This window comes from Leisingera coralii, from assembly GCF_049056525.1.
GTDB lineage: Bacteria > Pseudomonadota > Alphaproteobacteria > Rhodobacterales > Rhodobacteraceae > Leisingera > Leisingera coralii.
The window spans coordinates 12,708-34,505 of record NZ_JBHUPT010000086.1 but is presented as its reverse complement, the minus strand read 5'-3'; the positions used below and the strand labels follow the sequence as shown (position 1 = coordinate 34,505).

The 21,798-nt window shown below is 65.7% G+C and carries 20 protein-coding genes; 10 read left to right on the top strand and 10 right to left on the bottom strand.

What is annotated here, in order from left to right; all coding sequences use genetic code 11:
• Window position 1 precedes the first annotated feature (1 nt).
• The 8 genes from ACFMBG_RS22135 (at window position 2) to ACFMBG_RS22100 (ending at window position 8,470) form a co-directional block, all read left to right on the top strand.
• Window positions 2-1,453 (top strand): NADH-quinone oxidoreductase subunit N, encoded by a 1,452-nt coding sequence (locus tag ACFMBG_RS22135; RefSeq protein WP_421056839.1) that lies wholly within the window; start codon window positions 2-4, stop codon window positions 1,451-1,453.
• A 240-nt stretch (window positions 1,454-1,693) separates the two neighbouring features.
• Window positions 1,694-2,056 (top strand): NADH-quinone oxidoreductase subunit A, encoded by a 363-nt coding sequence (locus ACFMBG_RS22130; protein ID WP_421056838.1) that lies wholly within the window; start codon window positions 1,694-1,696, stop codon window positions 2,054-2,056.
• Window positions 2,044-2,556, top strand: a complete 513-nt coding sequence (locus tag ACFMBG_RS22125) for an NADH-quinone oxidoreductase subunit B (RefSeq protein ID WP_421056837.1) — start codon at window positions 2,044-2,046, stop codon at window positions 2,554-2,556. The genes ACFMBG_RS22130 and ACFMBG_RS22125 overlap by 13 nt, the downstream gene beginning before the upstream one ends.
• A gap of 2 nt (window positions 2,557-2,558) precedes the next feature.
• A complete protein-coding gene (locus ACFMBG_RS22120; protein WP_421056836.1) occupies window positions 2,559-3,068 on the top strand; it encodes an NADH-quinone oxidoreductase subunit C in 510 nt (169 codons plus the stop codon).
• Complete coding sequence (gene nuoD / locus ACFMBG_RS22115) at window positions 3,065-4,282, top strand: NADH dehydrogenase (quinone) subunit D (protein ID WP_421056835.1); 1,218 nt, start codon at window positions 3,065-3,067, stop codon at window positions 4,280-4,282. Before ACFMBG_RS22120 ends, nuoD begins: the two co-directional genes overlap by 4 nt.
• Window positions 4,279-4,791 (top strand): NADH-quinone oxidoreductase subunit NuoE family protein, encoded by a 513-nt coding sequence (locus ACFMBG_RS22110; protein ID WP_421056834.1) that lies wholly within the window; start codon window positions 4,279-4,281, stop codon window positions 4,789-4,791. Before nuoD ends, ACFMBG_RS22110 begins: the two co-directional genes overlap by 4 nt.
• Window positions 4,788-6,065 (top strand): NADH-quinone oxidoreductase subunit NuoF, encoded by a 1,278-nt coding sequence (nuoF, locus tag ACFMBG_RS22105; protein WP_421056833.1) that lies wholly within the window; start codon window positions 4,788-4,790, stop codon window positions 6,063-6,065. Before ACFMBG_RS22110 ends, nuoF begins: the two co-directional genes overlap by 4 nt.
• The gene (locus ACFMBG_RS22100; protein WP_421056832.1) at window positions 6,059-8,470 is read left to right on the top strand and encodes a molybdopterin-dependent oxidoreductase; all 2,412 of its coding nucleotides are present in this window, start codon (window positions 6,059-6,061) and stop codon (window positions 8,468-8,470) included. Before nuoF ends, ACFMBG_RS22100 begins: the two co-directional genes overlap by 7 nt.
• Before the next feature lie 274 nt (window positions 8,471-8,744).
• On the opposite strand, the gene ACFMBG_RS22095 is transcribed toward ACFMBG_RS22100, so the two are convergent.
• The gene (locus ACFMBG_RS22095; protein ID WP_421056831.1) at window positions 8,745-9,752 is read right to left on the bottom strand and encodes an IS110 family RNA-guided transposase; all 1,008 of its coding nucleotides are present in this window, start codon (window positions 9,750-9,752) and stop codon (window positions 8,745-8,747) included.
• Between the two features lie 131 nt (window positions 9,753-9,883).
• On the opposite strand from ACFMBG_RS22095, the gene ACFMBG_RS22090 reads away from it, so the two are divergent.
• On the top strand, window positions 9,884-10,012 hold the full coding sequence (locus ACFMBG_RS22090; protein ID WP_421056830.1) for a hypothetical protein: 129 nt from the start codon (window positions 9,884-9,886) through the stop codon (window positions 10,010-10,012).
• A 53-nt stretch (window positions 10,013-10,065) separates the two neighbouring features.
• Here the strand turns inward: ACFMBG_RS22090 and ACFMBG_RS22085 are convergent, their stop codons facing one another.
• The 9 genes from ACFMBG_RS22085 to ACFMBG_RS22045 form a co-directional block, all read right to left on the bottom strand.
• Window positions 10,066-10,848 (bottom strand): hypothetical protein, encoded by a 783-nt coding sequence (locus ACFMBG_RS22085; protein WP_421056829.1) that lies wholly within the window; start codon window positions 10,846-10,848, stop codon window positions 10,066-10,068.
• Window positions 10,845-11,228, bottom strand: a complete 384-nt coding sequence (locus tag ACFMBG_RS22080; RefSeq protein WP_421056828.1) for a hypothetical protein — start codon at window positions 11,226-11,228, stop codon at window positions 10,845-10,847. The genes ACFMBG_RS22085 and ACFMBG_RS22080 overlap by 4 nt, the downstream gene beginning before the upstream one ends.
• A gap of 57 nt (window positions 11,229-11,285) precedes the next feature.
• Window positions 11,286-12,248, bottom strand: coding sequence for a dynamin family protein (locus ACFMBG_RS22075; RefSeq protein ID WP_421056827.1), 963 nt, complete (start codon window positions 12,246-12,248; stop codon window positions 11,286-11,288).
• Window positions 12,245-14,305 (bottom strand): dynamin family protein, encoded by a 2,061-nt coding sequence (locus ACFMBG_RS22070; protein WP_421056826.1) that lies wholly within the window; start codon window positions 14,303-14,305, stop codon window positions 12,245-12,247. The genes ACFMBG_RS22075 and ACFMBG_RS22070 overlap by 4 nt, the downstream gene beginning before the upstream one ends.
• A 57-nt stretch (window positions 14,306-14,362) precedes the next feature.
• Entirely contained in the window at window positions 14,363-15,553 is a 1,191-nt protein-coding gene (locus ACFMBG_RS22065; RefSeq protein ID WP_421056825.1) for a hypothetical protein, read from the bottom strand.
• Entirely contained in the window at window positions 15,550-16,497 is a 948-nt protein-coding gene (locus tag ACFMBG_RS22060; RefSeq protein ID WP_421056824.1) for a PP2C family protein-serine/threonine phosphatase, read from the bottom strand. Before ACFMBG_RS22060 ends, ACFMBG_RS22065 begins: the two co-directional genes overlap by 4 nt.
• On the bottom strand, window positions 16,481-17,788 hold the full coding sequence (locus tag ACFMBG_RS22055) for an FHA domain-containing protein (protein ID WP_421056823.1): 1,308 nt from the start codon (window positions 17,786-17,788) through the stop codon (window positions 16,481-16,483). Before ACFMBG_RS22055 ends, ACFMBG_RS22060 begins: the two co-directional genes overlap by 17 nt.
• 11 nt (window positions 17,789-17,799) lie before the next feature.
• Entirely contained in the window at window positions 17,800-19,161 is a 1,362-nt protein-coding gene (locus ACFMBG_RS22050; protein ID WP_421056822.1) for a serine/threonine protein kinase, read from the bottom strand.
• Between the two features lie 609 nt (window positions 19,162-19,770).
• Window positions 19,771-20,136, bottom strand: coding sequence for a hypothetical protein (locus ACFMBG_RS22045; RefSeq protein ID WP_421056821.1), 366 nt, complete (start codon window positions 20,134-20,136; stop codon window positions 19,771-19,773).
• Between the two features lie 227 nt (window positions 20,137-20,363).
• On the opposite strand from ACFMBG_RS22045, the gene ACFMBG_RS22040 reads away from it, so the two are divergent.
• Complete coding sequence (locus ACFMBG_RS22040) at window positions 20,364-21,773, top strand: mechanosensitive ion channel domain-containing protein (RefSeq protein WP_421056820.1); 1,410 nt, start codon at window positions 20,364-20,366, stop codon at window positions 21,771-21,773.
• The last annotated feature ends 25 nt before the right edge of the window (window positions 21,774-21,798 follow it).

The window sequence follows — 21,798 nt, the reverse complement described above, 5'->3', positions numbered from 1 at the left end:
CATGGAGATGACGTCGGTCACCGTCTCGGTGCTGGCTTCCGGCCCCGAGATCATTATTATCCTGGGCGCCTGCGCGGTGCTGATGCTGTCGCTGCTGCCCGGCCCGAGCCATGTCAGATGGCTGGCGGGGCTGAGCGTTCTGATGATCGTCTTGGCCGCGGGCATGAGCTGGGGCCTCGCAGGCAACCCGCAAACGGTCTATTCCGGCATGTTTGCCGTCGACGCCTTTTCCACCTTCTTCAAGATGGTGCTGTATCTTGGCACCGCGCTGACCGTTCTGATGTCCGGCGGCTACCTGGCCACGGAGAAATCGGTCAAAGGCGAATACTACGCCTTGCTGCTTTGTGCGCTGGCGGGGGCAATGATCATGGTGTCGGGCACCGATCTTGTGATCATCTATGTCGGTCTGGAGCTGCAGGCGCTTTCGGTCTACGTGCTGGTGGGGTTCCTGAAAACCAACGGCCGCTCCAACGAGGCCGCGCTGAAATATGTGATCCTGGGAGCCTTTTCCTCAGGCCTGCTGCTTTTTGGCCTGTCGCTGTTTTATGGCCTTGCGGGCACCACCCAACTGCAGGACCTGCAAGCCGCACTTGTGGAGCAGGATATCTCCAGCCCCCTGCTGATGCTGGCAGCGCTGTTCTTGGTGGCGGGCCTTTTGTTCAAGGTCGGCGCGGTGCCGTTCCATATGTGGCTGCCCGATATCTACGAAGGCGCGCCCTCGCCCATCACCGGTTTCATGGCGGCGGTCGGCAAAGCGGCGGCCTTTGCAGTGGTGCTGCGTATCCTGATGCTGGATCTGGTGGCGTTGGAGGCGGTCTGGCGCGCCAGCGTGGTGGCGGTGGCGGTGCTGACCCTGGCACTGGGCAGTCTGGCGGCGCTGGTGCAGGAGAATATCAAGCGGATGCTGGCCTATTCCTCAGTTGCCCATGCCGGCTTCCTGCTGCTGGGCTTGATTGCGGGCGGCCCCGGCGGACTGGCCAGCGTGATGCTCTACCTGCTGATTTTCACCTTCATGACGCTGGGGCTGTTTGCCGTTGTAGTTTTGCTGAACGAAGGGGCCGCGCGGGGGGAGCCGATTACGGCCTTTGCAGGCCTGGCCCGGACCCATGCCCTGCTGGCGGCACTGGCGCTGGTGTTCCTGTTCTCGCTGGCAGGCATCCCGCCGACAGGCGGCTTTTTTGCCAAGTTTTATGTGCTGATGGCGCTGATCGAGGCAGGCCATGCGGCGCTGGCAGTGATTGCAGTTCTGCTGAGCGCGGTGGCGGCCTGGTTCTATCTGCGGATTATCATGCTGATGTACACCCAGCCGCCTGCCACACCCGCGCGGATTGCGGTTTCGGCGCCAATGCGGCTGGTTCTGGCGGTAGCTCTGGGCGGTACTCTGGCCACGGGTATTCTGCCTGCCTGGTTCCTGGGGCTGGCGCAGGCGGCGGCAGCGGCGGGATTTGGTTGAATCGACGCTTTGGTGTATGATTGTGCCGCTAACAGAGAGCGTTTTCCGGAAACGCCGAACCGCCCGGCGGCAACGCCGGGCCGCGCCCGGCCCGCCCCGTCAAACCGAAGGGTTGCCTCTAGAAAAACAGGCGGGCGCTTTCCGCTTGGCCCGTGCTTGGCGCTGCCCCCAGTGCCAACATTTCACCGTTTCAGTTACCAGGGCGAAACCGGGGCAAGCAAGTAAGAAGGGGAAACAGCAATGCCTATCGACTTTCTGCCAGTGTTTCTGATGGTGGCGGTGATCGTCGTGCTGTCGGTCTTTATCCTGACCCTGTCGCGGCTGATCCGGCCAGACAACCCCTATCCGGAAAAGAACCGCCCCTACGAATGCGGTGTGGATCATGTCGGCGAGGCGTCGGGCGGGCTGTTCAAAGTTCAGTACTTCGTGATCGCCATTCTCTTTGTCGTGTTCGACGTCGAGACCATGTTCCTGTTCCCCTGGGCGGTGGTGCTCACCGACCTCGGGCTGTTCGGCTATATCGAGATGTTCGTGTTCATCATGCTGCTGCTGGTCGGTTTTGCCTATGCCTGGATAAAAGGAGCTCTGGAATGGGTGTCCTGACCAACCGCTTCCAAGACAGCGTGTTCTTCACCACTTCGGACAACATCATCAACTGGAGCCGGAAATCATCGCTGTGGCCGCAGACCTTCGGCATTGCCTGCTGCGCGATCGAGATGATCTCGGCCGGCTGTTCCCGTTACGATCTGGACCGGTTCGGGGTGGTGTTCCGGCCCTCGCCGCGGCAGTCCGACGTGATGATCGTGGCCGGCACGGTGACCCGGAAAATGGCGCCGATCGTGCGACGGCTTTACGACCAGATGGCCGAGCCGCGTTATGTCATTGCCATGGGGACCTGCGCCATCTCGGGAGGGGTCTACAACACCTATGCGGTGGTGCAGGGGGTCGATTGTATCATCCCGGTGGATATCCATGTGGCCGGCTGCCCGCCGCGGCCTGAAGCCCTGCTTCACGGCTTCCTGCAGTTGCAGGAAAAGATCACCGGAACGCGGGTGCTGCGCGCGGAAAAGCCTGAAACGTTGCCTTCTCCGGAAGGGTCGTGATCATGGCGGCAGAGTTTCCCCTGGCAATGGTGCTGGAGCGGTTCAGCGGCAGAGTGGAACCCGATGAAACGGTAACCGACATGCCCTGCCTTTCCGTGGCGCCGGAGGACCTAGTGGAGCTGTGCCGGTTCCTGTGCGATGATGGGGCGCTGCGGTTCGATTTCCTGTCCGATATCTGCGGGGTCGACTTCTTCCCTGACAGCCCGCGCTTCATGCTGGTCTATCATCTGGTCTCCATTCCCAATCATTGGCGCTTGCGGCTGAAATGCCGTCTGTCCGATCCTCCGGCGGCTCCGACTATCACTCCCGTCTGGACCACCGCGAACTGGCATGAGCGGGAAGCCTACGACATGTACGGCATCACCTTTGACGGGCACCCCGACCTGCGGCGGCTCTACATGTGGGAGGAATTCGACGGTTTCCCGATGCGGCGGGATTATCCGCTGCGCGGGTATAAGGATAACTACAATCCCCTGGGGGCAACGCGACGCGATGACGGGGGCGGCGCATGACCGAAGTCACCACCCTCCAGGAAACAAAGACCGGCAGCGGCTTTGCCCGCGAGGTTCTGATGAACCTCGGCCCGCAGCACCCCAGCACCCACGGCGTATTGCGCCTGCTGCTGCAGATGGATGGTGAGATCGTTGAGCGGATCGAGCCGCATATCGGCCTGTTGCACCGGGGCACGGAAAAGCTGTTCGAAAGCTTCACCTACACCCAGATATTCCCGCTGACCGACCGGCTGGACTACCTCTGCCCGCCGTCGAACAACCTCGGCTATGCGCTGGCTGTCGAGACGCTCTTGGGGATCGAGGCGCCGCTGAGAGCGCAGTACATCCGGGTGATCATGGCGGAACTTGCGCGCCTTTCCGGGCATCTGCTGATAACCGGCGCGCTGCCGATGGATGTCGGCGCGATGACCTCGCTGCTTTACACCATGCGGGACCGGGAAATGGTGCTGGACCTGATGGAGATGATCAGCGGGGTGCGGATGCACACATCCTTTGTCCGCGTCGGCGGCGTGCGCGAGGATTTGCCCGAGGGCTGCGAGGAACGGATCCTGGAATTCTGCGACATCTTCGCCGACCGGATATCGGATTACGAAACCCTGCTGAAAAACAACCGGATTTTCCTCGCCCGGGTGGAGAACATTGGCAATATCGCCGCCGAGGATGCCATTGCGCTTGGCCTGACCGGGCCCAACCTGCGTGCCTCCGGCGTGGATTGGGATCTGCGCCGCGATGAGCCTTATGAAATCTACGACCAACTGGATTTCAACGTGATCACCCGCAAGGACGGCGATTGCTATGACCGCTGGAAATGCCGCCTGGACGAGATGCGCGAAAGCCTGCGGATGATCCGGCAATGCGTTGAGCAGATGCCCGACGGCGATTTTCTTGTGGATGATCCAAAGATTGCCTTCCCGGTGGACAAGGATCTGCTGGCCCATTCGATGGAAGCCCATATCCATCACTTCGAACTGGCGGCCTATGGCTTCAAGGTCCCGAAGGGCGAGGTCTACACCGCTATCGAGGCGCCGAAGGGCGAACTGGGATATTACCTGATCTCCGACGGCAGCGAGAAACCCTTCCGGCTGAAGGTGCGCTCGCCTTCCTTCGTCAACCTTCAGGCGCTTACCGAACGCACCACCAACATGAAATACCTGGCCGATGTGATTGCCATGCTTGGCAGCCTGGATCCGGTGATGGGGGAGGTTGACAAATGAGCGATGACCGCACCGTTGCCGGGATCAAAACCGCGCTGGCTGCCCAGGTGCAGGAAGCTGCGGCGCGCTACCCCGCAAACCGCAGTGCAATCATGCCTGCGCTTGAACTGGCCCAGCAGAAATTCGGCAGCGTCGATGGCACAACCTATCAGGCCATTGCGGAGCTGCTGGATGTTCCGGAAATCTGGGTGTTCGAGGTGGCGAGCTTCTACACATTGTTCGACCGGGTGAAGACAGGGCGCTACCATCTGCGCCTTTGCACAAACGTGTCCTGCATGCTGCGCGGGGCAGAGGAGATACTGGACAGCCTGCAAGAGCAGCTGTCGGTGAAAGGCGGTGAAACCACGGCGGACGGGCTGATCACGCTCAGCGGTGTGGAATGCCTGGGCGCCTGCGACAAGGCGCCGGTCCTGATGGTCAATGATGAGTATCATGAAGACGTCACCGCAGAGAAGCTTGATGCGCTCCTGAAAGCCCTCACGCGTGAGGCAAAGGAGGGCGCGGCATGAGCGACCTGGTGCTTCTCAAGAACATCGGGAACCCCGATGCGCCTGACATCTCAGTCTATGAGCGCTCCGGCGGCTATGAGGGCTTAAGGATCGTGCTGCGCGGCTACGCGCCGGATCAGGTGATTGAAACTGTGAAGACCTCAACCCTGCGGGGGCGGGGCGGGGCCGGTTTCCCCACCGGCCTGAAGTGGAGCTTTGTCCCCAATGACAGCGGCAAGACGCACTATCTGTGCTGCAACGCGGATGAGGGCGAGCCAGGCACCTTCAAGGACCGCATCCTGATGGAGCGCGATCCGCATCAGCTGATCGAAGGCATGATCATTGCCGCCTATGCGATCAGTAGCAATGTGGCGTATCTGTACATCCGCGGCGAGTACGGGCTGTCGGTGCAGCGGTGCGAACAGGCCATCGCCGAAGCCTATGCCAAGGGCTATCTCGGTAACGATATCCTTGGCAGCGGCTTTGACCTGGACATTCACATTCACAAGGGGGCTGGCGCCTATATCTGCGGCGAGGAAACCGCGCTCCTGGAATCGATCGAAGGCAAGCGCGGCCAACCTAAGCTGAAACCGCCGTTCCCGGCGGTAGCGGGCCTTTACGAATGCCCCACGGTGGTCAACAACGTGGAAACGCTGGCCTGCCTGCCGCATCTGTTCCGCCGCGGGGTGGAGTGGTTCACCTCGATGGGGCCTAAGGACGGGCCGGGGCCGAAGTTGTTCTGCTTCAGCGGCCATGTGAAAAAACCCGGCGTTTATGAAGCGCCGATGGGGTTGCCTCTGGGCGAGATGCTGGAGGTCTTTGGCGGCGGCGCGCTCAACGGCCGCTTCAAGGCAGCGATCCCGGGCGGCGTGTCGGCGCCAATGTTCCCGGAGAGCGGTTTCGATGTGAAGATGGACTTCAGCTCCTTGGCGGAGGCAGGCAGTATGCTGGGGTCTGCCGGGGTGATCGGCTTGGACGAGAGTGCGTCAATCCCGCGGGTGGCGAGGCGCATTACAGAGTTTTTCAGCCATGAAAGCTGCGGAAAATGCACCCCCTGCCGTGAAGGGTTGACTTGGGCCGCCAAGATACTGCGCCGGATTGAGGCCGGCGAGGGCTCGCCCGGCGATGTGGAGCAGCTTGAAATGCTTTGCGGCAGCATTTTTGGCAAATCCTTTTGCGCGCTTGGCGATGGTGCTGCCTGGTCCTTGGGAGCGGCGCTCAAGCATTTCCGGCATGAGTTCGAGGCGCTGATCCCGGCGCAGGTGCAGCCGGTTCAGGAGATGCGGCTATGGTGAGCTTCACACTGGACGGGCGGGAAATGCAGGTCGAGCCCGGCACCACCATCCTGCAAGCCGCCCGCTCAGTGGAGATCGAAATACCCACCTTCTGCTATCAGGAACGCCTGTCGATCTCCGCCTCCTGCCGGATGTGCTTGGTCGAGATTGAAGGCCGCGGCAAGCTGGAGCCCTCCTGCGCCACCGCCGTGGCTGAAGGCATGGTGGTTCACAGCCACTCGGACCGGGTTGTGGAGACTCGCGGGGACATGCTGGAGATCCTGCTCGCAAATCACCCGTTGGACTGCCCGGTCTGCGACAAGGGCGGCGAATGCGAATTGCAGGATACGGTGTTCGAATACGGCCGCGGCAGCTCGCGCCTGCGCGATCCGAAACGGGTGTTCCGCGAGCGGGACATCGAGCTCAACCAGGTGATCGTCTTCAACGCCAACCGCTGCATCCAGTGCCAGCGCTGCGTGCGTATGTGCGAGGAAATTGTCGGCGACGTGGCTTTGGGCACCGCCGAGCGCGGGCTGGATTCGGAAATCACCGGCACCGGCAACAGCTTGAAGGACTGCAGTCATTGCGGCAACTGTATCGAGGTCTGCCCGGTGGGCGCGCTGATGAGCATCCCTTACCGCTACAAGGCGCGCCCCTGGGACATGCAGCGGACCGAAACAATCTGCGGCATGTGCGGCACCGGCTGCAGCATGACGGTGGAGACGCGCGACGGTGAATTCAAGCGGGTGAAAAGCCGCTTTGATACCGGGATCAATGGCGAACTGCTGTGTGCCAAGGGCCGGTTCGGTTTTGACTCCATCGGCGGCGGTACCCGCATCTGCGAGCCGATGATCAGGAAGAACGGCAGCCTGGCGCCGGCCAGCTGGGCGGAGGCAATCGGCTTCATCGCCGCAAAGGCCCGCGAAGTCCGGGAGCAGGGCGGCCGCATCCAGGGTCAGATTTCTCCGCGGCAGACCAATGAGACCGCGTTCATGTTTCAGCGGCTGGTGCGGCAGGTCTTCAGCTCCAAGGATATTCGCTCCAGCAGCCGGTTCAGCGGTTTGCAGGCTGAAGGGGCAATTGCAGCTCTGGCGCAGACCGCGGGGGGGCTTGCGGCCCGCAGGCCGTTGGAGAGCCTTCTGAAAGCGGACTGCATTTTCGTGTTGGGGTCGAATGTGACCGATGAAAATCCTGTGACCGGCTATCTGATCCGCGCCGCGATGGCGGACGCCGGCAGGCGGCTGCTGGTGGCATCTTCCAGACCTTGCGGCCTGGACGGAATAGCGGCCGCGCAGCTGCGCCTGCTGCCGGGCCGGGAGGCGCATCTTCTGGCGCTGCTGACGGCAGGCGGACAGGAGATGGAGGGCCGCGCCATGGCCGGGTTTGCAGACGCCGCGAAACCGGTTCTGGCGGATGCGGAGCGTATTGCCTTGCTGGTTGGGTGTGAATTCCTGCGCACCGCCGCAGCCGCTGAAACCCTCAAGTGGATTGCCCATGCGGTTGCTCATTACTCGGCTCAAGGCAAGGCAGTGCAACTGCAATTCCTTTTCGACCGGCCCAATCAGCTGGGCCTGTGGGATTTGGGCTGCCTGCCGGGTGTTTTGCCGGGCTGGCGGATGGGCAGTGGCACTGCGGCACCAGCGGATGAGGCGCCGGAGCTGCTGTATGTCTTGGGCGCAGATCCGGCCCGCAACTGGCCGAACGGCGGACCGGGGGACAGGGGCGGGCGGCGCGTCGGCTGCCTGGTTTTGCATGGGCCGTATATGAACACCACGGCGGGCTTGGCGGATGTGCTGTTGCCTGCCCCGTCATATGGCGAAGAAGACGGCACCTTCACCAGCAACGAAGGGCGGGTACAGCAGGTGCAGGCGGTTCGGGACGCTGCGTATTCCGGCCCCGCGCCGCGGCAGGTTTTCAGGCAGGTTGCTCAAGCCATGGGTCAGGATCTGCAACCGGTTACGGCAGAGCAGGTTCAGGCCGCGATTGCAGCGGAGGTGCCGGGATTCGGCGTGTTCGCGGCGGACGGGACACCTGTAACTCCTGTGGAGGCAGTACCGGCGCCTGCTTTGCCGTCCTTACCTGCTGATGATGGTAGCCAGGAACAGGCGCGCTATCTTGTCACGGGTGACGGCCTGTTCCAGTCTGGTCAGCTGTCAACCCGTTCGGAATGCCTCTCCTCGCTTAGCGGCGGACCCTATGTGGAGTTGAATCCAGGAGAAGGCCATAGCCAGGCCGCCGGTTCGCTGTCTGTACGGATCTCGTGCAAAGGGGCGAGCTTTACCGCGCCGCTGAAGAAAAACACCGCCTTTAACGAAAAGACTGTTTTCATCCCGGAATGTTATCTGGCGAATGGCGGCAAAAAACTGCTTGCGGATGCCGACTACCCGCCAAAGGTGACGGTGGAAGTATCATCTCTGACTGATTGAGTGTGAGGGCACCCTTAAGTTAGGGTCAGGAACTGTAATTTGCGGAGCTCGGCGGTGTTTCCCCTGAGGGTTTCAAGGATCTGTCCGCACTGATTGCTGTGAGGCGATCGTGCTGTATCGGATTTCACAAGGCCGAACGTTGCATTGACTCGAAGCGGGCTCCTGGGCCCATCCGGTAACCTTCGCAGATCGTTCGTCCCTGCGTTCCCTCTCGGGACACCGCTCTCGGATCAGCTTTCCGGCTTCACCGCTGGCAAATGATTTCTATCTCACCTCACGCTTCGAACAAAGTGCCGTCACGCAGCATCGCGTGCATGATAACGGCCAGCCGCCTGGTAAGCGCCACGCGCGCCTTTCTCAGACCTCGGCGTTTCGCGATCTTCTGGGCCCAGGTCTTGAGGGCGAAGCTGCCACGACTGCGCGTCAGGATCGAGTTGGCCGCTTCGTAGAGCAGCTTGCGGACCATGCTGTCGCCCTGTTTGGTGATGCGTCCTGTCCAGTCGATTTCACCGGATTGGTGACGCCTGGGGACCAATCCGAAGTAGGCGCCTGCGGTGCGGGATTGCCGGAAGCGGTCAGCTTGATCGATGGCTGCGGCGAAAGCGGCGGAAGTTTGAACGCCGACGCCGGGGATGCTCATGAGCTGCCTGCAGGCCGACGATTGGTGAGCGAACTCACGCAAGACACGATCCAGCTGCTTGATCTGTTCCACCAATCCGGTTCTGGCGGCGACCAGCGCTTTGATGCTCTGGCCAAGGCCCGGTACATCTGCAGCTGTCATCACCCGGTCGATGAACGACTTGCCCTGACCGGGGCCGGGTTTGAACCCGAAAGTTGCACATATACCTCGGATCATGTTGTCGAGCCGCACCCGGGCTTCGACGAGATGGCTGCGCGTCGCGATGACGCTGCGCACGCCATGGGCGGCCGCAGATTTGACATGCACTTCCTTGTAGAAGCCTGTCCTGGCAAGTTGCGCCAGCCCGGCTGCGTCATGCGGGTCAGTCTTGTTCGCCTTTAATGCCTTTAGGCTCTGATGCGCCTGCCGGGCGTCGATGCAAACGACGGGAACGCCGAGAGCTCGCAAGCCGTGGCAGATTGCCGGCGACATGCGGCCGGATTCGATCACCGCCCGCTCAATGTCGCCGACTCGATCCAACGCACATGCGATCTGGTCATGCGCGCTCTCGACCAGCATCGAGGCCACTTTCCCACCGTTTTCATCGACGATACAAACCTGCGTTCTGTCCATCGACAGGTCCAGTCCGACATAGTGTCTCATGGCTGCTTCCTTCCTTCAGCTTCGAAAGCCAGAAGTGTGAGCCCTCTTTCCGCTCCGAGGGAAGCAGCCACAAATTCCCCGATGATTCATAACCAGTAGAAGACGGTTGCTGCGAGGGCGAAGGCATCCTGATGCTGGCACCGGGTGAGCGCCGTCTGGAACATGACGTGCAGCAGCAGGCGTCGACCTCTTACGATAGCCCGCATTCCGCCTATGGCGCCACTGTCATCTGCGATCGGAGCCGCGTTAGGGAGCGGTAATTATCACATTGATGGTGGAAGGTGCACCCGTGGCAGCGGCGGGCAGGGACGGTTCAGGAGAAGAGGCTGTTCCAAGTCTCAATCAGCCCCGGGACGGCTTTGGGCGGCAAGGCCAGAAACAGCAGTTCGTCCTCATGGGAGGCCACCAGGATGCGGATCTCAGACGAGACCGGCAGCAGCAGGCAGTCCGGCTTGCGGGCGGGGATCTTGGCTGAGCCCGGGCGGGTGGCACTGGCAGTAAAGGTGCTGCGGACCGCCTGCAGCTGATCGAGCAGGGGTGCGGGGCCGCCGGTGACCGGCGTCTGCCGGCCGGGGCCGCAGTGGATCCACGCTAGGGCCTGATCTGCGGCGGCGGCGCGGAAACTGCTGAGCGGGCTGCGGGCGGGGGCGGCGAGCGCTTCCTGCAGCATTTCCGGGGTGCAGCTGCCTGCGCCCTCTGGTGCCTTGCAGGGGCGGCGGCCCAAGGAGAAGCCGGCACCTGCTGCCTCGACCTCCAGCCTGCGCAGCCGCGCGGCAAAGAGCTCGGCGGCGGCGGCGGGATCCTCCGGTGCGGCGCCCGCCTCCGCCGTGCCGCCCAGGGTGAGGCCTGCGAGCCTGCGGTGGGCGGCGGTGAGAACGGCGGCGGGGGTCTGACCGATGGAGAGGGTGATTTCGCGTGGCAAGACGGTTTCGCTGATTTCGCGGAGCAGGGCGTCAATCAGCGGCTGCCCGCCCGTGGCGGCGTGCTGCGTGCGGGCCGGCAGGGCCTGAACCGGCTCTGCCAAGCGCCGCAGTGCCTGCAGCAGCGCATCTGGGCCGGGCTGTGCCGAGGGGAGCTGACGGGCGGTACTGGTCATCCTGCGCCCCCGTCCAGGCTGGCCAGCAGCGCCCGGGCCGGGGCGGCAAGGCGGGCGGCGGTTTCCGCGTCGCTGCAGACGCAGAGCAGCGCGTCGCCGGAACCGTCAGCCGCGCGGATGCTGAGGCGGGCTTCGCCCGGTGCCAGCATCAGAATGTCATCGGCGGGCGGTGCTGCCGCCTCCGGCCCGGCCTGGGCAGCGGCGTCGAGCAGCAGGAAACCGCGGCGGGCCTGCTGGCAGAGCGCGTCGAGGTATTCCTGCGGGTGGCTGGCGGCGCTGCTGCTGCGCAGGACGATGCTGGCGCCAAGATCGCCGAAGGCCGCCAGGCGGCAGCCGTCCTCGTGCCGGCGCAGGGTGTCGAGCTGGCGGGCAAGCGTCACCGGGGATCTCCTTCAAGGCTTGCGCAATGGGGTGCGGCTGCGGGCGGCATGGCGGCGTCAGTCTCCGGCGGGCTGGGTTTCGGGGCGGGCGCGGGCAGGGCGCTGGCTGCGCTTGGCCGGGGGCGCGACGCGCCGCGGCATCACCCGGCTGGCGGGATCGGCGCAGGCGGGAGCTTCCTGCGGCTGCGGCGGAGCGGCGGCCTCGCGCTTGCTGCCGAAGTCCAGCACATCGGCGCGCGGTCCGTCGCCAGCCTGCGGAGCGGCTTTCGGGGCAGCCTGTGAGCCAGTCTGGGTTGGCCGGCGGCCGGGCTCTGCCCAGTTCAGCAGCTGATCCACCAGGTATTCGACAAAGCGGTCGGCGCCGCTGGTCTTCCAGGCCTCCATATCCTCGCCCGCGGTCAGTGCCTGGCTGAGCGACAGCGGGAAGATGGCGTTGAAGGCATCGCCGGTTTCCTTTTGCACGCGGTGCAGCACGCGATCCTGGTCGCGGGGATTGCGGAGCTTGTCGAAGTGGGTGATCAGAAGGGTGCTGGGGCCGTTGAGGCGGGCGGAGATCTGTTCCCACACCGCGGCCTCGGACTGGCGCCAGGCCTGGGTGGCATGGGTGCACCAGATCACGCTGTCGACCTCGGGCAGCAGGTTCTGCCAGACGCTGGCGGGCATGTTGGGGTCGGAGATGCCCGGCATGTCGATCAGGTCGCAGAGCTCCAGCGCCTCGGCGGGCAGGGTCAGGCGGATCAGCGCGGTGGACTCCAGCGGCGCGTCGGCAATGTCCTCGAGCGGCACCGGGGTTTCGCTGCCGTCGGTGCCAATGAGGCGGGCGCCCTCCGGCCCGTGCGAGAGCCAGACCGGCGGCAGCCGGGTGGCGGTGACGCGGGTGGGCAGCGGGGCGCGGCCGGCCAGCAGGTTGGTGAGGGTGCTTTTGCCGGCGCTGAATTCACCCATCAGCGCCAGGCGCGGCTTGCGCCCGCAGGCCGCGTCCGGGACGAGGGGGGCGGTAATGGCGGTTTGCTGGTTCATGCGGTGAAGCTCCTGAGGGTTTCCAAGGCAGTGGCGGTCTGGGACTGGCGGTGGCGGGCCTCATCGCCATCGAACAGCGCCTGCATGTCTCCGCCGCCGCGGCGGCAATCGGTGATTTCCAGCAGGATGTCGCGCTGTTCGTCCAGGAAGGCCCGCAGCCGGGCAAGAATGGCGGCGCTGGCCTCCGCCGTCTGCACGGTCTTCAGCTGGGTCATGAAATCTTCGGTTTCGGCCTGGATCAGGCTGCGGAAGCGGTTGGCAAAGGCCTTGTAGCCCCGCGTCCGGCGCCACCAGACGGCCCACCAGCTGTCGTTGAAATCGAGCGCGATGGACTGGGCCAGGGCAACGGGAGAGCCGGGCGGCGGGACCTCGGGAACGGCCAGCTGGATGCCCTCGACGGCGGGGCCGAAGCCGTCAAAGAGCAGCTCGGCCACGTCCTGCACGGCGGCCTCGTAGCGGGCCTGCGCCGCGGCTTGCAGGCGGCTGGCCATCACCGAGTAGGCGGAGCGCAGCAGCATCCGCAGCCCGGCGGGGTTATACTCCCAATGGCAGTCCTCGCCCCATTTTTCCAGATGGTCGATCAGCGCGTGGGTGGCGCGGTCGGCGAAGGTGGCATGGGCCCGGTCGGCGCGCTCGCGGAAGGCGCCGAGGACCTCGGCGATCTCGGCCTCCAGTGCCTCCAGGTGGGTTTCGCAAAGGGTTTCAAAGGCGGTGCGGGTGTCGTGGATATTGGCGTGGGCGCCGCCGCCCTCTCCCTGCACCTGAATGGTATTGGCGGCCTCCTGCCCGGTGGCCGCGGTGGTGGCCGAGGCGGCGATACGGGCCAGCAGAGGCGTGCCGAGGTCGGCAGCGATGCGTTCCGACACCGCCCGGTTCAGGGCGGGCAGGCCTGACAGCTCCCAGGCCATGTTCTGAGCCGATGCATTGGCGTGGGTGGCGTTGACCGAGGCCTCGGCCCAGTTCAGCAGCGCGGCGGAGCTAGCCTTGTCCATGTCCTCCAGCCCGCCGGTCAGCACATTGTTGGCCCAATAGGCGCTGCCGAACAGGATAGCGGCGTCCTGGGGCCCGTGGTGATCCTGAAGGGTCTGGCGGATGCTGGCCTCGATCTCGGCAACCTGGTTTGCAGGGTCGGCCAGCTCGTCGATGCGGTTGACGAAGATCACCACCTCGCGCGATTTGAGGTTGGAGATCATCCGGATCAGCCCCATGTCGACCGAGGTCAGCGCCTGGCCCGCCGACAGCACCACCACGCAGATGCGGCTGTCGCGGATCGCCTGGATGGTGATCTGCTCGCGCATCATGAAGGTGTCGTTGACGCCCGGGGTGTCGCGCAGGCACAGGCGGTGGGGCACCGTCTGGCAATTGAGGTAGAGGTCGGCGGCGCGGGTGATATCGGCAAAGCGGCCCTGTTCGTCCACCGCGCCCGGCTCCTCGCCGCCGAAGTCGTCGCCGAGGCAGATGTAACGCTCGATCAGGTTCTTGTCGAAATAGCCGTATTCGTGCTTCTGCCCCATCAGCAGCTCGAACTTGCGGCCCAGCCGCTGGCGGGAACGCGCGCGCATTTCCTCGATCTGGGCGCGGATCTTTTGCAGCTCGCTGCCGGCGCCCGCGCGGCCCGCCATCTCGCCGATGCGGCCGCCCTTGGTCAGCAGCCGGTCCCATTCCTCCTCGGTCATGAACTGGAAGCAGGCCTTGTTCTCGGTGCGGGTCTCGCCCGGCTCCAGGTGCAGCGAGGTGACCACCGAGGTCCAGGGGTTCACGTCGGACGGCAGCAGGTCGGCCCAGCCCGCCATCGCGTTGACCAGCGAGGTCTTGCCGGACTTCACCTGCCCCAGCAGGGTGACGCTGGGCTCAAAGGTGCCGAGCTCCGCCTGCAGCCGGGCCAGGCTGCGCCGGACGCGCTCGCCCGACACATCGGCGAGGGCGGCAAGCGCGGTGTCCAGCCGCTGCGCCTTGCGGGCAAAGGCCGCCAGCGGCTCCAGCCCGGCGTTCAGGTTGGTCGGCCGCGCGGAGGCGCGGATATCGGTTGCACTCTCGATCTGGGCTTCCATGTTCATGGTTGAATCTGCTGTTCCTGCATTGGCGTGTTTTCTGGGGGGATGCTGGCGTGGGCCTTATCCGGGGGAGTCTTCGGCAAGCTCCTTCTTCAATTGGAAAAGCAGCGTCACCGCGTCGATCGCCGCGTCCTCATCCTGTTCCAGCTGGCAGAGCATCAGAAGCTCCTCGCCGTCCTGGGCGGCCTCGCGGGCAGCCGTCACCGCGGCGCTGCCGGGCAGGGCCTCCAGCGAGGCAGACAGGCCGCGGATCAGATCCATGCATTGGGCCAGGACGGGACCGGCCTGGGGGCCGTCGGCGGTTTCGGCCTGGGCCAGCATGTCCTCGGCGCCGCTTTGCAGCTGATCCAGCGCGGCGGCCAGGCTGGCGGCAGGAGCTTGCGGGGCCTCAGCGGCCTGGGGCTGGGGCGGCGGCGTGTCTGCCGGGAGGGTGCCACCGAACTGGCGGATCAAAAGTTCAGCCTGATCCGCATCCGAAGCGCGGCCGAGGTCGATCTGGCGTTTCACATCGTCCGCGAGCTGCTTGCCGCCGCTGGAGCGCCAGAGGCCCTCTGCCGGGGTGGCCGCCGTCTGCGCCGTCAGCCCCTGAATTGCGGCCACCGGGTAGACGCCGAGGAATTCCTCTGCCGCCACCGGCTCCAGCGCCTCGATCAGGCCGGGGAGGGTGCCGCGCATGATCTGGCGGTCGGCCATGGTGAGGACCAGGAAGCTGTGGTCCTTGGTGCTGTCGGGCACGGTTGACCACAGATCCTGCTCGGCCCGGGAGAAGGTTTCGCTGCACCACAGGATGATGTCCGCCTCGGCAGAGGCTTGCCGCAGGGTGTCCTGCTGGCGGTCCGGCGGTCCGGCCAGCGGGATTTCGGTATAGCTGTGGGAGTGCAGCCGCGGATCGGGCAGATACTGGCGCACCCGCACCGTGCCCGGCGGCACGGCAGCGTTTGCCAGGCAGCCTGCCTGCTGCAGCCGCTCGCCCGAGGCGGTTTCGAATTCCACCCGTTCCTCCGGCCCGTGGCAGATCCCGGTCAGCAGGCCGGCGGCGTTCTTGCCTGTCACCACCCGGCCCAGCAGCATGTCGATCAGCGCCGATTTTCCGGTGCCCGGGGCGCCGGTGACGGCCACCTGCACCGGCTGGCGCAGGCGTTGCAGCAGCTGATTGCCCCAGCCGGTGACTTCCGATGGCAGCAGCCCGGAGCTGAGGGTGTGCTCCAGCTGGCCGGCAAGCGGGGTTATGTCTCTCTGGGGCAGGCTCACACCGGTGCATCCGTCTTGTTGCGGCTGGCGGCAGGCGCGGCGGACCACGTCGCGGAAGCCAGCAGGGTGATTACGCGGCGGCCGGCGCGGGGGCGGGGCGCCGCGGGCTGCTGCTGCGGCGGCGAGGGCTGTACCGGGGCCAAGTCCGCGGCATGCGGGTCGAACGGCTTGATGACGCAAAGCGCGGCGTTGTCCTGCTCCGGCGCGTTCAGTTCCTCCAGCCGCTGCATCAGCACCGCGCCGATACGGGCGCTGGGGCTGCGGCATTCGGCGGCCAGAACGGCAGCGATTTCAGCTTCCGGCAGGAATTGCAGGCCGTCGCTGGCGGCCAGCACGATATCGCCCGCCTGCAGGCGGACCGGAGCACTGCGGCAGTCGATGCGGGGGATGCCGGCGCCGGTCAGCACCGAGGTGACGCAGTGGCGGTCCGGGTGGCTGGCGGCCTCTGCCGGATCCATGCGGCCCTGCGCCACCAAGCCGTCGAATTCCGCCGCCATCGAGTGATCGGCGTTGAGCCGGATCAGGCGGCCATCGCGGAACAGGTAAAGCGGCGAGTCGCCGGCCGAGATCCAGTAGAGCCGGTCGCGGAACAGCACCGGCGCCAGCAGGGTGGCGCCCATGCCGCGGGCTTGGGGCTGGTGGCTGGCATATTCGCCGAGGCAGGCATCGGCGCCGCTGGCGGCCTGCTGCAGCACCGCGCCGATGGCCTGCTCCAGCGCCGCAGGGTCCCCGGCCTGCAGCTTCAGTTCGCTGAACACCTCGGTCACCACTATCCGGCTGGCGATGTCGCCGGCCGCGTGGCCGCCCATGCCGTCGGCCAGCACCGCAAAGCCGGTGCTGGTGCCGGCCGGGAAATCGGCGGCAACCGCGTCCTCCTGACGCTCGCGGCGGCCTTGGCTGATGGCCGTCGCGGCGTCATATTCGACCTCAGCGGAGCGCAGCATCTGCGGCATCGCTCTGTTGCGGCTGGTCCCAGCCGAAGTCCGCGCCGCACAGCGGCACGAAGCGCAGGGTGGTTTCGCCAATCCGGATTACGTCGCCCCCCGACAGCTCCTCGGTGCTGAGCACCGGGCGGCCGTTGCGGCGCACCAGGTTGGCCTTGCCGCCGTGGCCGATGAAGAAGGCTTTCTGCTCCGGGTCATAGGCGATGGCGGCGTGGTTGTCTCGGGAGATACTGTTGTCGCCGAAGTCCAACCGCACGGTCTGGTCCTCGCCGCGGCCAATAACGGTGACGCCGCTGAACAGGGTGAAGGCGGCGCCGCGGCCCGGGCCCTGCACGATAGCGAGCCAGCCGACGGGGAACTGGGTGTAGCCGGGCGCCGTGGCCTCCGAGCTGCGGGCGAAGGGGTCTCTGCCTGCCGCCTGGGCCGGGCTGAAGCCCAGGAGGCGGGTCTTGACCCGGCCCGCGCGGCTGGCGCCGCGTCCCATTGACGGCGCGGGCACGTCAATTGGCGCGGCGGCGGGGGCAGCCTGGCGGGCAAGGGATTCCGGCTGGGGAGCGCTGGCCTGCAGGGTATCCGGCGTGCGGGTAAGCTCCGGTTCCGGCTGCGGTTCCGGGACCGGTTGCACGTCCGGCTGCTGTTCCGGTGCAAGGGCGGCGGCTGCGGCGGTTTCGCCGCGGTCCGCTTTGGCGTCCAGCTCCCGCCCGGCAGCGTTGTTGCGCGTGAAGACCCGATAGGGCTTGGCGGTGTCCGCTGCCGACTCCGGCTGCTCCAGGCTGCTGAAATCCGGATCCGCGCCGAAGGGATCCGCTGTATCTTCCTCCGCTTCTTCTTCCTGCCGGGCAAAGAAATCCTCTTCCGGCTCTTCCGCAGGATCCGCCTCTGCGGTGTCATAGTCCGGGGTGTCAAAGAAGGCGGCAGTATCCGGCTGCTCCTGCGCTGAGGGCTCCGCAGCCTGAGTCTGCTCGCGGGCGAAGAAGGCGGCGATGGCGTCCTCGTCCGGCGCGTCGCCGTCCAGACCGCCGAAGTCCTCCTCCGGGTCTTCACTCAAGGCTGCGCCGGGCTCTGCCAGCGTGCCGCTGAAATCCTCCGGCAGGGTTGCGGCGCTGTCTGGAGAGGCTGGGGCCGGATCTGGGTCCGCCGGGTCCAGCCGGAAGCCATTGCCGAGGCTGAGGGGCGCGCGGCTGCCGGTATCCTCCGCGGGCGGCTGCACCGGTTGCGCGGTTGCCGCGGCTGAGCCGTCCAGGCGGACCCGTTCCCGCTTTTCACCGATGATATCCTTGATGAACTTCATACCCATTCCCTTCAGTTCTTAACCGTTTGCGGGCTGTTGCCGTGACGCCCGAAGATCTTGCGCAAGCGGCCGGTGAATGTCGGCTTGTCCCGGCGCAGACCCAGAGCGGGGTCTGACGGATTCGCCAGCGGCGCTGCGGCTGCGGCCGTCGGCTGCTGCGCGGAGGGAGCGATTTTCTTGCGCCAGGCGATTGCGTCCTCTTCCTCCAGCCAGGCCTCCAGATCAGTGACCGGCTCGCCGAAGATGTTGACCAGCGGGCGGCGGGGGGCGGCCGGGGGGCTGGCAGGCGGGGTCTGCGTCTGGCGGGCGGAAAGGGGCAGGCCCGGTATGAGGCTGCTATTGGTCTTGGCGACCAGTTCGGCAATAACCGCAACCAGCCTGCCGGAGTCATCGGCGGGTGCTGAGTGCGTTGCGGGGGCCGGACCGGTTTGCGTATTTGCGGCGTCCTGCGGCGAGTCCTCTTCTGCCAGGGCAGCAGCCCAGCCGCTTGCGCTCTGGAACCGCTCCGCTGGAAGCACCGACATTGCCATATCCACGGTCGCCAGCAGCGCCGGGTCCGCGGCCCACGGCCCGCCCAGCAGCGGGCGGCACGGGTCCGGTTCGCCGGCCAGCAGCGCTGCCAGCCGCTTCTGGCTGGAAACAGGCGGAGCGCCGGTGATCAGGTAATACAGCGTGGCCCCAAGCGCATAGAGATCGCAGGCCGGGCGCTGGGGCAGATCGGGGCTGTAGAGTTCATGGGCGGAATAGCCGTCCTTGACCGCCAGCAGCATCGGCAGTGCGGTGCTGTCATCGGGTGTGCTGCCGCAGGCGGCACCGAAATCGATCAGCGTCACCGTGCCGTCCTTGTCCAGCAGGATGTTGTCCGGCGAGATGTCCCGGTGCAGGACGCCCAGCCGATGCAGGCATGCCAGCGCTTCCAGCGATTGATTGAGGATCCGGCGCAGCACCGGCCCGGTCAGCCTTTCCGGCTGCTCCTCGCGCACGGTGAGCAGGTCCAGCCCGTCGATGAATTCCATCGCGATGTAGGCGGTCTGGTTTTCCTTGAACACCTGGTGCACCCCGACGATGGCGGGGTGGCGGGCGCGGGCCAGCAGATGCGCCTCGCGCAGGAAGGCGCGCAGCACATTGCGGCAGGATTTCGAATGTTCGGGGGCGCTGGGTTCCACGTCGGTGCCATCGCGGCGGCAGAGGCCTGCCGGGAAGCATTCCTTGATGACAACGCGCCGCTCCAGGCTGTCGCGGGCCAGATAGGTGATACCGAAGCCGCCGCTGATCAGCGGCCGCTCGATCTGGTACTGGCCCTGCAGCAGCTTGAAGCCGCAGGGCAGTTCGCAGACCGGCGCCGGATCGGCGGAATAAGTGTCGTGCGGCACAGCGTCAGTTCCTCGTGGCAGCGGGGGGTCCGGCCGGAAGGCGCGGGTTTGCCTCCACGCTGAAAGCCAATTGCGGAACGTTCGCGGCGCTTTCCGGGCAATTGCGGCAGAACTGCCCGATTTTGGCCGCAATTGCCCGGAAAGGGCTGTAAACATTGGGTTAAGGGGCGGCTGACTACTTGCGTTGAAGTTAGTTAAACTGGCGGCCAATATGGTCAGAGGCCCGGCGTCATGGCGGCCAGCCACGGAACCGCCGGGTGCCCTGCCGCAGCGGAGCGGCAGGCGGCGCGGGGATACGCGGCATTGCCGTGCTGCTTAGGATGACCAGGCGACTCAGCTGGATCAGGACGCCGCGGCGGGCGATGCACTGTTTTCGCAGCTGCAGTGACGGCTGTTTGCAGCGTTGGAGCCGGTCAGCCGGAACGCGGCCTGCACCGGGTACGGGGCCGTTTGCGGTCCGATCGGAGATGCTGCCGACCCCAGGTGACGGCAGCGAAGTTCCGTGATTGCGCGTTATCCCTGCTTCGCAGCCGAGAGGCGAAATGCCTGACTGGTTTCCGCGCGAAGCCGCGGCGGCAGGGTTGTCCCCTGCCGCCGGTGAAGAGGCGGTTATTCGCCCAGAAGCTGCATCACTGCATCCAGATGCGGGGTTGCAAACGGGCGGCTCAGCATTGGCAGCGCCTGCAGCTCCGGCTCCGTGGTGTCGCCATTGATCAGAATGATGCGCCATTCCGTGACCATGGCCGACCGCAGCCAGTCGCGTGCCGCCGGATCGCTGAGGGGGAAGCCAAAGAACACCATGTGAGGCGCGCGCGCGGTGAATTCCAGCGGGTTGGCGAGACCGTCCAGGCGGGTTTCGCTGCTGACCGCCGGATACCCCCGCCGCAGCAGGTAGTCGCTGATGTCTGCTGCCTCCAGCGCGTTGGGTGTCAGGATCAGTACGGGCGCGTTTGCGCCGGCGGCTTTGGTACTCATTGTTACTCCTCAGTTTTTGAACGCGAGGAATGGCACCGCTGCGCAGCGGCTCGCATTAAACTGTGACATAGCAAGGACATAAAATCTGGCAGGCGGCGGGGGCACGCCTGGGATCTGCGCGGCTGCGGCCTTGCACTGGCGGGCTGCTGCGGCAAAGACTGGTTGAGCCCGCCTGACACTGCGCCGGGCCGTGATTTGATCGGGAGGATGCGGAATTGAGCCGCGAAATGACAAGCTGCGCACGGCGCAAGGGGCGCCTCAGCGGACCGGGCCGGGGGGTGCTGGCGGTTTTGCATGGTTTAATGCTGGCGGCGGCGCTTTGGCTTGGCTGCGGTGGAGCCCAAGCCCAGACCGTTGCGGACCCGGTGCAGACCGATGGCCGGATCGAGGTCGGCGAGGCGGCGGTGCGCGACAGCGAGATCCTGAGCCGGATCGAGAAGCTTCTGGCGGAGATTGACGGCTACGGTGCGGTGAATGTGTCCGTGTCCGAAGGAGTAGTCCGCATCACCGGCGAGGTGATCGACAACGCCGCCCAGGACCGGCTGACGCAGATCATCAACCGGGTCGCCGGCGTGGTGGCGATCGAAAACGAGACCCAGATCAGCGGCACTCTGGAGGAGCGGCTGGCCCCGGCCATGGAGCGGATCGCCGCCCGCACTCGCAACCTGCTGGCCAACGGGCCGATCTTCCTGGTGGCACTGGCCGCCTTTGCCGCGGTGGCAGCGGGCGGCTGGCTGCTGACCACGCGGATCGGCATCTGGGCCCGGCTGGCACCCAATGCCTTCATCGCTGATGTCTACCGGGCGGTGGCGCGGATCCTGTTCATCCTGACCGGGCTGGTGCTGGCGCTTGACATCCTGAATGCCACCGCGCTGATCGGCGCGGTGCTGGGGGCGGCGGGGGTGGTCGGGCTGGCGCTCGGATTTGCGGTGCGCGATACGGTGGAGAACTTCATCGCCTCGATCCTGCTCAGCCTGCGGCAGCCGTTCCGGCCCAATGACTTCGTCGATATCCAGGGTGACAAGGGCACCGTGGCGCGGCTGACCTCGCGCGCGACCATCCTGATCTCGCCAGAGGGCAACCACATCCGCATTCCCAATGCCACCGTGTTCAAGGGCCGCATCGTGAATTTCACCCGCGATCCCCGGCGCCGCTTTGGCTTCAACCTGGGCGTGGACGCGGATGCGGATCTGGCGGCGGCGCTGGCCACCGCCGTTGCCGCGCTGGAGGCGCAGCCCTTTGTACTGGAGGACCCTGAGGTCGGCGCCTGGATCAGCGAGGTGGGGGATTCCAACGTGATCCTGACCTTCACCGGCTGGGTGGACCAGACCCGGGTGGATTTCGCCAAGGCGCGCGGCGAGGCGATCCGGGCCGCCAAGATGGCGCTGGAAGGAGCGGGTTTCGGCCTGCCGGAGCCGATCTACAGGGTCCGGCTGGACAGCGCGCCGGAGGCGGTGCCAGCTCCGGCCAAGGAAGCGGCGTCCGGGCCGTCAGCGCAGGAGGCCGTCAGCGCCGAATTGCCGGAAGCGGCTGACCCGGAGCGGGCGGAGCTGGCGGTTGCCGGCGCGGCGGAGCGGGAGCGCGAAGGGCTGGATGGCGGGGAAAACCTGCTGGATGCGCAGCAGAAGGCGGAGTGAGGCGGCCGCACAGGGCTTGCCTGCA